Consider the following 6,298-nt stretch of genomic DNA (forward strand, 5'->3'; position numbering starts at 1 on the left):
TGTATCGAGAAGGCTTGAGTTGATCATAGAAGACCCCGTGATCAAGATTTGAAATTTCAACAACAAAATCACTCCAACTAAAATTCGTGGCTCAACTTTGAACCACAAATTTCAAAACGAGCGTATTATCTCTTGAAAGAAAAACCATTCATAGTCTATCGTTAGAAGCGTTGAGAGGAGAAGCTTTGATCTTAAAAAAAGCGATTGAGTCTTCTTACTGGGCTATGAGAGAGGAAGGACTATCGGCTCTTATAGCTTCAGTAAACGGAGAAGGCGATTTTAAAGCCCTAGAGAAACGTCTAGGCGAAAAACCAAAGTATACATATAAAGCAACGGTAAGAGATGGAATTGGAGTCATTCCCATTGCTGGCCCCCTATTTAAAAGGGCCAATCTTCTTACAGAGGTCTGCGGCGCCACAAGCTACGAACTGGTTCTAAGAGATCTTCACGGCTTTTTAGAAGACGATAGCATCTCGTCTATCGTTTTCAATATCGATAGCCAAGGCGGCGAAGTTAGCGGCTGCCAGGAACTTTCAGAACATATCTATAGGGCAAGGCAAAAAAAGCCCATCCTTGCCTATATCGATGGAACGGGAGCCTCGGCTGCCTACTGGATTGCAAGTGCAGCAGATAAGATCTTTGCCTCTAAAACTGCCATCATTGGTAGCATTGGTGTCCAATCAGTTCTAAGTGCTGATCGAGCTGAGGGCGAATTCAGATTCATTAGCTCTCAGTCGCCCTTGAAGAATGTGGACCCAGCAACGGAGGAAGGACGAAGCGAAACCCAAAGACTTATTGATGACCTTGCTGGAGTCTTTATTTCAAGTGTTGCAAGGAACCGGGGCGTTACAGACGAAACCGTTTTAGCTGACTTTGGAAGAGGAGCTGTATTTATTTCAGGAAACGCAAAACATAGGGGAATGATTGATGAGATTGCAACTTTTGAGGATGTTATGAGCGAGCATAAAAAAGAAAAGGAGGCTTCCAAGCTTGGGGAAACTAGGGGTGTAAAAGCCGCTAAAGAAGCCTCTAGGTCCGAAAGTACTGATCATATTCTAGCAAGAGGTGTAGCCCAAGAAAGAGCAAGAGTTACCGAGCTGTTCAAAACCTGCAGGGCTCACGTCGATGATCAAACCCTCCTAGCCTTTATTGAGGGCGGAAAAAATGCCAAAGATGCTGCCTTTGACATCCTGGCGAGCGGGAGCATTGCCCCTAAAAGCCCAACCCCCTACAAAGAGGATGAGAGCCTTAAGGGCCTAAGCTCAGTTCCTATCGACTCTCCAAGCAGCAACGAAGATCTTGTGGCCTTGGCCCGAGCTGGTGGATGGGGGGAGAATGAGCTATAAGTTTGATCCCCACTATAAAGAAATCGCAAGCTGGGAACCCGACCATTTTCTAGGTCGACAGTTTCCGGTCCGTATGCCGGCCGAAGTCATCATCGAAAAGGGCCAGAACCTAGCTGAAGGCTCAATCCTTGGCAAAAAGCCAAACGGCAAGTATGTGCTCTCCGCGAAATCTGTGACCCAAGAGGATGGCACCGAAGCACCGGTCGATGACGGTAGCGAGATTCCAAGCAGGATACTTTCCTGCCCCGTTGATGCAAGAGCAAGTGATATGAAGGCTGTGGCCTATCGGACAGGCTCATACATCAAAAGCGGCCTAACCATTGGTGAAGGTCATACCCTTGACGATATGGAAGAGGGCCTTGAGCTAAGAAATATCTACTTTGAGGAGGACACCGACTAGATGCCCACCGTTACGGGAAGCCTTCCCCTCTGGAAGGACGTTAAAAAGCTGAACCTTCTGGCAAGAGATCTCTCAAAAGCCATTCAGCCACTCTATTTCTCATCGAATTACTTTACAAAAAAGCTCTTTCACAATACCGATGAGATTCACTTTAATAAGGAAGATTTGACCGAGGGGGTATCGGCCTTCTCTCATCCACTGCTACCTGGAAAGCTTATCAAGCGTCAGGGGCTAAAGGTCAATTCTATGAAGCCTGCCTATGTCAAGGAATCCATGGTCCATAATTCCATTGATAACCTTGAAGTCCTCCCCACAGAGGATTACCTAGGCTCTATGAGTCCAGCAGCTAGGGAGCGGATGATCATTGGTCAAAACCTTGTTCGGCTTAGGACGAGGCTTAGGAACCGAATCGAGCTCATGGCGATTGAAGCCATCAAGTTTGGCCGAGCTACCATCGAAGGCGAAGGGGTTTCTGTCCTCCTCGAATTTGAGCGGCACAAAGACCTTGTGAGAAAAACGGCTAAGGAGGATGAAAAATGGTCCAACCTTGATCATTCGATCCTCTCTCAGCTTGAAGACTATAAGATGAAGATCAAAGATCACTCTCGGGTTGGCGCCATCGCTCGGACGGTTCACCTTAATCACAAGACCTTTAGCCACCTTCGGCAGAACAAAGAGATCCGCGAGATGTATGACATCCGCCGGGGCGTAAGGCTTGGCATTGAGCTGACGCCGTTTCAAGACTTTAAGGATGTCGAGTATGCCGGAAACATCGGCGGTTTTCAGTTCTATATCCACTCAGGCCGCTACCGGGAAAAGGGCGTTGAAAAGCCAATCCTAGAAGATGGCGAAGTCCTCCTTACAGCTGATAGTATTGGCGGCACCCGCCACTATGGGCGTATCATCAGTGAGATGGCAGGCTATCGGGCTATGGAATACTTTATTCGTCCCTATCGCAACGAGCACCTTGAGTCAAAAAACTACGAGCTCCACTCAGCTCCTCTTTTGATTCCCCACGATGTCAATGCCACAGCCTACTTTAAGGCCCTGTAGTTGGATGACTTAGAGTTAGAAGATAGGATCACCCTGGAAAGCGGTGATGAAGTCCCGTGTTGGCTGACAGAATACACCGTCATCGATGGTGCTATCGATCATGATGTCGAAAGCCTAAGAGCAGAGGTGTTTTTAGAAGACAGCGTTCAGCTTAAAAAAGGCGACAAAATTAAGAACAAAGATAAGACCTACTATGTCGATCGCGTGATCGATACAGGTATCGGTGTGACCGAGGTGCGTTTAAAGTGCGTGAGAGAACAAAAATCAGAAACATCGCTCGGAAGGTTCTAAAGGATCTATCTTTAAACGCATTCTCGGGCCGCACCAGCGGCATTCATATCCAAGACCTACCGGCTGCTCTGATCACATCAGAGCGCGATGAGGTGACCCTCGATTCTGGAAATCACCTAGAGCATGAGCTTGAACTAAAGATTGAACTGATCATCATTCCCAAAGCAGATGCTGAGACCGAGATCGAGCAGCTATCGGAAGACGTCGCCAGAGCCCTTTGGCGCTCAGAAGAGCTTCGGGCTGCAATATCAGACCTTAAGTTCGTAGGCGAAGAGTTTGTGATTGAATCCCACGGGGAGTATGTGATCGCAGCTTCCGAAATTACCTTTATGATTCACTACTGGTCCCTAGACCAGGAACCTGACGGACAAACACCTGAAAAGATTTATGCAAATCGAACGAGAATTGATTGAAATAAAGAGGCGAACTGCCAATGCAATCCGCCCTGGAAAAGTCGAGGCCGTAGATCTCGAAAATGCGTTCGTAAGAGTCAAGTCTGGGGATATTTTAACAGATTGGCGGCCCTATTTTACAGCTCATTCTGGTAATCGAAGAGACTGGTCCCCTCCAGCAGTTGGGGAAAGCTGCCTATTGCTGGCCCCAGGAGGAGACTTAAGTCTATGTTTTGTGCTCCGTGGCCTGTATTCAGATGCGTTCACACCGCCCTCTGATAAACCAGCTCAGCATATTAGCGAATTCGTCGATGGGACCAAATTAATCTTTGATGAAGACGAAAGTCGCTGGAGCATCAAGACCAAGGAGATTGTGATCGACGCTGAGAAAGTCTCGATCACCGGCAAGAAAGGTGAGCTGATTAAAGCCATCTCTGACGCCTTAGCCATCATAGCCGAATCAAAGACCCCAACCATGATGGGTCCACGAGAAGCCTTAGAAGATAAGACAAAACTGCCAGAGATCAAATCCATCCTAGATTCATTTTTGGAGTAGCCATTGCCCCTAGCTGGAACAGAAAAAGCCCTAGCGAGTGAAATTGCTGGAGCCATTAAGAGTGCGCAAAATGAGACGGAAGGTTGGGAGATGGTGATCACCAAAATCCTTCAGCACATCACAAAAAACGCCCTTGTCACAGGGGTGTGCCCATCTAATGGAGGACCACTTACAGGCGGCAAGATCACATGATCGGCACAGACGAAAGGACCGGAAAACTTATCCGGGGGGCGCCGTATCTTCGCCAATCCATAAGGCGAGTCATTCGCACCCCTAGAAAATCGATGCCCATGCATCGCTGGTTTGGGACCGATCTTCTAGCCTTTCTGGGAGAAGTGATCACAGAAGAAGCGCTCCTTGATTTGACAAGTGCCGTGACGGACTCCCTATCAAAAGCCCTTCCAGGGCTAAGGCTTGAAACCCTAAGCGAGGTTACTGAAGAGGGCCTCACAACATTTACCCTTAGCGGAAACTACCAAAACCAACCCTTTACCATAGAAGGAATTTAATGACAGAACCAAAAATCTACGAAGATCTAAACTACGAGCAGATCCTAGGTGAAAAGCTTGATCGGCTGACAAGAGCCTATCGAAGGGAGGTGCCTGACTTTGAAAGGCCAACCGTGGTGGATCCGATCTACCACGCGATGGCAGAAGTAACACTTACAGAAATTGTCACTAGAGAGCGGGTAAATTACGCAGCCCTCCAGCAACTTCTAGGGTTTTCGGAAGAGCTCGACTTTATTTTACAGGGTAAGCGGCGGGATGGCGAGAGTGACGAGAAGTTTCGCCTTCGCATCGCTGCTGATATTGCCTCAGCCTCCTCAGCGGGAAGCCTTGCCATGTATGAGGGGCTAGCCTTTGCTGCAGGTCAGCTTGATGAGGTTAAAGTCCTAGATACCAAGGCCCGAAGTGAAAACGGTAAAGTCGCGGTCTACCTTCAAGTGGGTAGCGATAGCGAAGAGCTAAAGGCTAAGGCTGTCACGGCGGTAAGCGATTACCTAAACCGAAAAGACGTGAAACCCGCCCTCGATGAGGTTGAGGTAAAACTTGCTAGCCCCCTCGACCTTAAAGTCACGGCAACCCTTGTCCTTGAGCCCTTCACCTCGATTAGTGTGGTCTCAAAGATCAAGTCAGCCTTTGAAAAGGCCCTTAAAGAAAGGGCAAGACTTGGCTGGGGACCATCCATGAGCTGGATTACGGCTAAGCTCCAGGGGCAAGGGGTCTACTCAGTCCGGCTAAGCTCACCCACCCAAGACATCGATCCTGAAGACTATCAGTATGTGAGTCTTTCAAGCGTTACATTAACGCCGGAGGTGAAGCAGTGATTGCGTCCTATATTTCAGATCAAGCCCCATCTCTATCTCCTGAGCGTGTGCTTGATGTTCGCCTTAATCCAAGCCCTGCCTTTGCAGGGGCAATTCTAAAAGAGTATGGCCTAGAAGCTATTACAGCATATGCCTCAGACTTTAAAAAGATAGTCTCTGAGGCTCCAGACTTTCTTAAGATTCGTGGGACCGTAGCTTCAATCGAAAAGGCCCTCGAATGGGTTGGGCTTTCGGATGCCAAGTTCATCCGCCTTTCCAACTGGGAGTACGAACTAGACCCTGGCCTTAGGCCCAGTGAGCTTGACGTTAAAAAGATCCTGGCGGCACTTTCTATCTCTGCTCCCGCTCGGGGAAGGCTCAGCCGAATCTTCCACGGCGACTATGAAAGGGTCTTTTCGTGAGCGAATACGTTAACGGGATCGTCATCGAGGAATCCTCTGGTGAGATCAGAACTATTACCACTGGCTCTCAAAGCGTGATCGGATTGGTTGGAACAGCCCCCCATGCTGCAGCTAGCCTTGAGGCAAACGTCCCGAAGGCCTTTCGCTCAAGAGCCAAGGCTCTAGCTGACGTGCTGCCCCCAGGAAAAGAGGGGGAGACGGATAAAGGGACCCTTTACGGGAGCCTTCTTCAAATCTATGAGCAGGGCGGCGCATCAGTCGTTGTCGTAAGGGCGGCCTCTGATAGCAATAGCGATGTCATGACAGCCATCGAGGCCCTTCTTACAGCTGAAAGCGCGACGGGGCTTAAGCCAAAGATTCTGGCAGCTCCCGGTCATAGCGGGATCATTCCAGCGGCAGTCAATGAGCGTCTTGGTAATCCAGAAAGGATCAAGCCAAAACCACCAGCAAACAGCCTTACAAAGGAGTCTTGATGGCCATTCTAAAAGATCCAGTTCTTGAGAAGCTAAGAGTCGTCGCTGAACGGCTTAAC

The 6,298-nt window shown here is 48.8% G+C and carries 11 protein-coding genes; all 11 read left to right on the top strand.

Features of this window, described 5'->3' with window-relative positions; genetic code table 11:
• The first annotated feature begins 185 nt into the window (after positions 1-185).
• Genes B9N89_RS29260 through B9N89_RS29310 form a run of 11 tightly spaced genes read left to right on the top strand, consistent with a single transcriptional unit; the run spans position 186 to position 6,239 of the window.
• Entirely contained in the window at positions 186-1,346 is a 1,161-nt protein-coding gene (locus B9N89_RS29260; RefSeq protein WP_132325691.1) for a S49 family peptidase, read from the top strand.
• Positions 1,336-1,746: a head decoration protein gene (locus B9N89_RS29265; protein ID WP_132325693.1), complete on the top strand. Its 411-nt coding sequence runs from the start codon at positions 1,336-1,338 to the stop codon at positions 1,744-1,746. Before B9N89_RS29260 ends, B9N89_RS29265 begins: the two co-directional genes overlap by 11 nt.
• Positions 1,747-2,799: a major capsid protein gene (locus B9N89_RS29270; RefSeq protein ID WP_132325695.1), complete on the top strand. Its 1,053-nt coding sequence runs from the start codon at positions 1,747-1,749 to the stop codon at positions 2,797-2,799. It abuts the gene before it with no gap.
• The gene (locus B9N89_RS29275) at positions 2,800-3,090 is read left to right on the top strand and encodes a hypothetical protein (protein WP_132325697.1); all 291 of its coding nucleotides are present in this window, start codon (positions 2,800-2,802) and stop codon (positions 3,088-3,090) included.
• Positions 3,045-3,503 carry a hypothetical protein gene (locus B9N89_RS29280; protein ID WP_132325699.1) on the top strand — a complete coding sequence of 153 codons (459 nt, stop codon included), beginning with the start codon at positions 3,045-3,047 and terminating at the stop codon, positions 3,501-3,503. The genes B9N89_RS29275 and B9N89_RS29280 overlap by 46 nt, the downstream gene beginning before the upstream one ends.
• A complete protein-coding gene (locus tag B9N89_RS29285) occupies positions 3,478-4,038 on the top strand; it encodes a phage baseplate assembly protein V (protein ID WP_132325701.1) in 561 nt (186 codons plus the stop codon). The genes B9N89_RS29280 and B9N89_RS29285 overlap by 26 nt, the downstream gene beginning before the upstream one ends.
• A gap of 3 nt (positions 4,039-4,041) precedes the next feature.
• Positions 4,042-4,230, top strand: a complete 189-nt coding sequence (locus B9N89_RS29290) for a hypothetical protein (protein WP_132325703.1) — start codon at positions 4,042-4,044, stop codon at positions 4,228-4,230.
• A complete protein-coding gene (locus B9N89_RS29295) occupies positions 4,227-4,547 on the top strand; it encodes a hypothetical protein (RefSeq protein WP_132325705.1) in 321 nt (106 codons plus the stop codon). Before B9N89_RS29290 ends, B9N89_RS29295 begins: the two co-directional genes overlap by 4 nt.
• Entirely contained in the window at positions 4,547-5,365 is an 819-nt protein-coding gene (locus B9N89_RS29300) for a baseplate J/gp47 family protein (RefSeq protein ID WP_132325707.1), read from the top strand. Before B9N89_RS29295 ends, B9N89_RS29300 begins: the two co-directional genes overlap by 1 nt.
• Entirely contained in the window at positions 5,362-5,766 is a 405-nt protein-coding gene (locus B9N89_RS29305; RefSeq protein WP_132319591.1) for a hypothetical protein, read from the top strand. The genes B9N89_RS29300 and B9N89_RS29305 overlap by 4 nt, the downstream gene beginning before the upstream one ends.
• Positions 5,763-6,239 (top strand): phage tail sheath protein, encoded by a 477-nt coding sequence (locus tag B9N89_RS29310; protein WP_132325709.1) that lies wholly within the window; start codon positions 5,763-5,765, stop codon positions 6,237-6,239. The genes B9N89_RS29305 and B9N89_RS29310 overlap by 4 nt, the downstream gene beginning before the upstream one ends.
• The last annotated feature ends 59 nt before the right edge of the window (positions 6,240-6,298 follow it).

It is taken from the genome of Pseudobacteriovorax antillogorgiicola (assembly GCF_900177345.1).
Taxonomy (GTDB): domain Bacteria; phylum Bdellovibrionota_B; class Oligoflexia; order Oligoflexales; family Oligoflexaceae; genus Pseudobacteriovorax; species Pseudobacteriovorax antillogorgiicola.

Excerpts from the sequence above, each read along its gene's own strand:
- B9N89_RS29265 (WP_132325693.1), top strand. The coding sequence starts at position 1,336 with ATGAGCTATAAGTTTGATCCCCACTATAAAGAAATCGCAAGCTGGGAA.
- B9N89_RS29270 (WP_132325695.1), top strand. The coding sequence starts at position 1,747 with ATGCCCACCGTTACGGGAAGCCTTCCCCTCTGGAAGGACGTTAAAAAG.
- B9N89_RS29285 (WP_132325701.1), top strand. The coding sequence starts at position 3,478 with ATGCAAATCGAACGAGAATTGATTGAAATAAAGAGGCGAACTGCCAAT.
- B9N89_RS29295 (WP_132325705.1), top strand. The coding sequence starts at position 4,227 with ATGATCGGCACAGACGAAAGGACCGGAAAACTTATCCGGGGGGCGCCG.
- B9N89_RS29300 (WP_132325707.1), top strand. The coding sequence starts at position 4,547 with ATGACAGAACCAAAAATCTACGAAGATCTAAACTACGAGCAGATCCTA.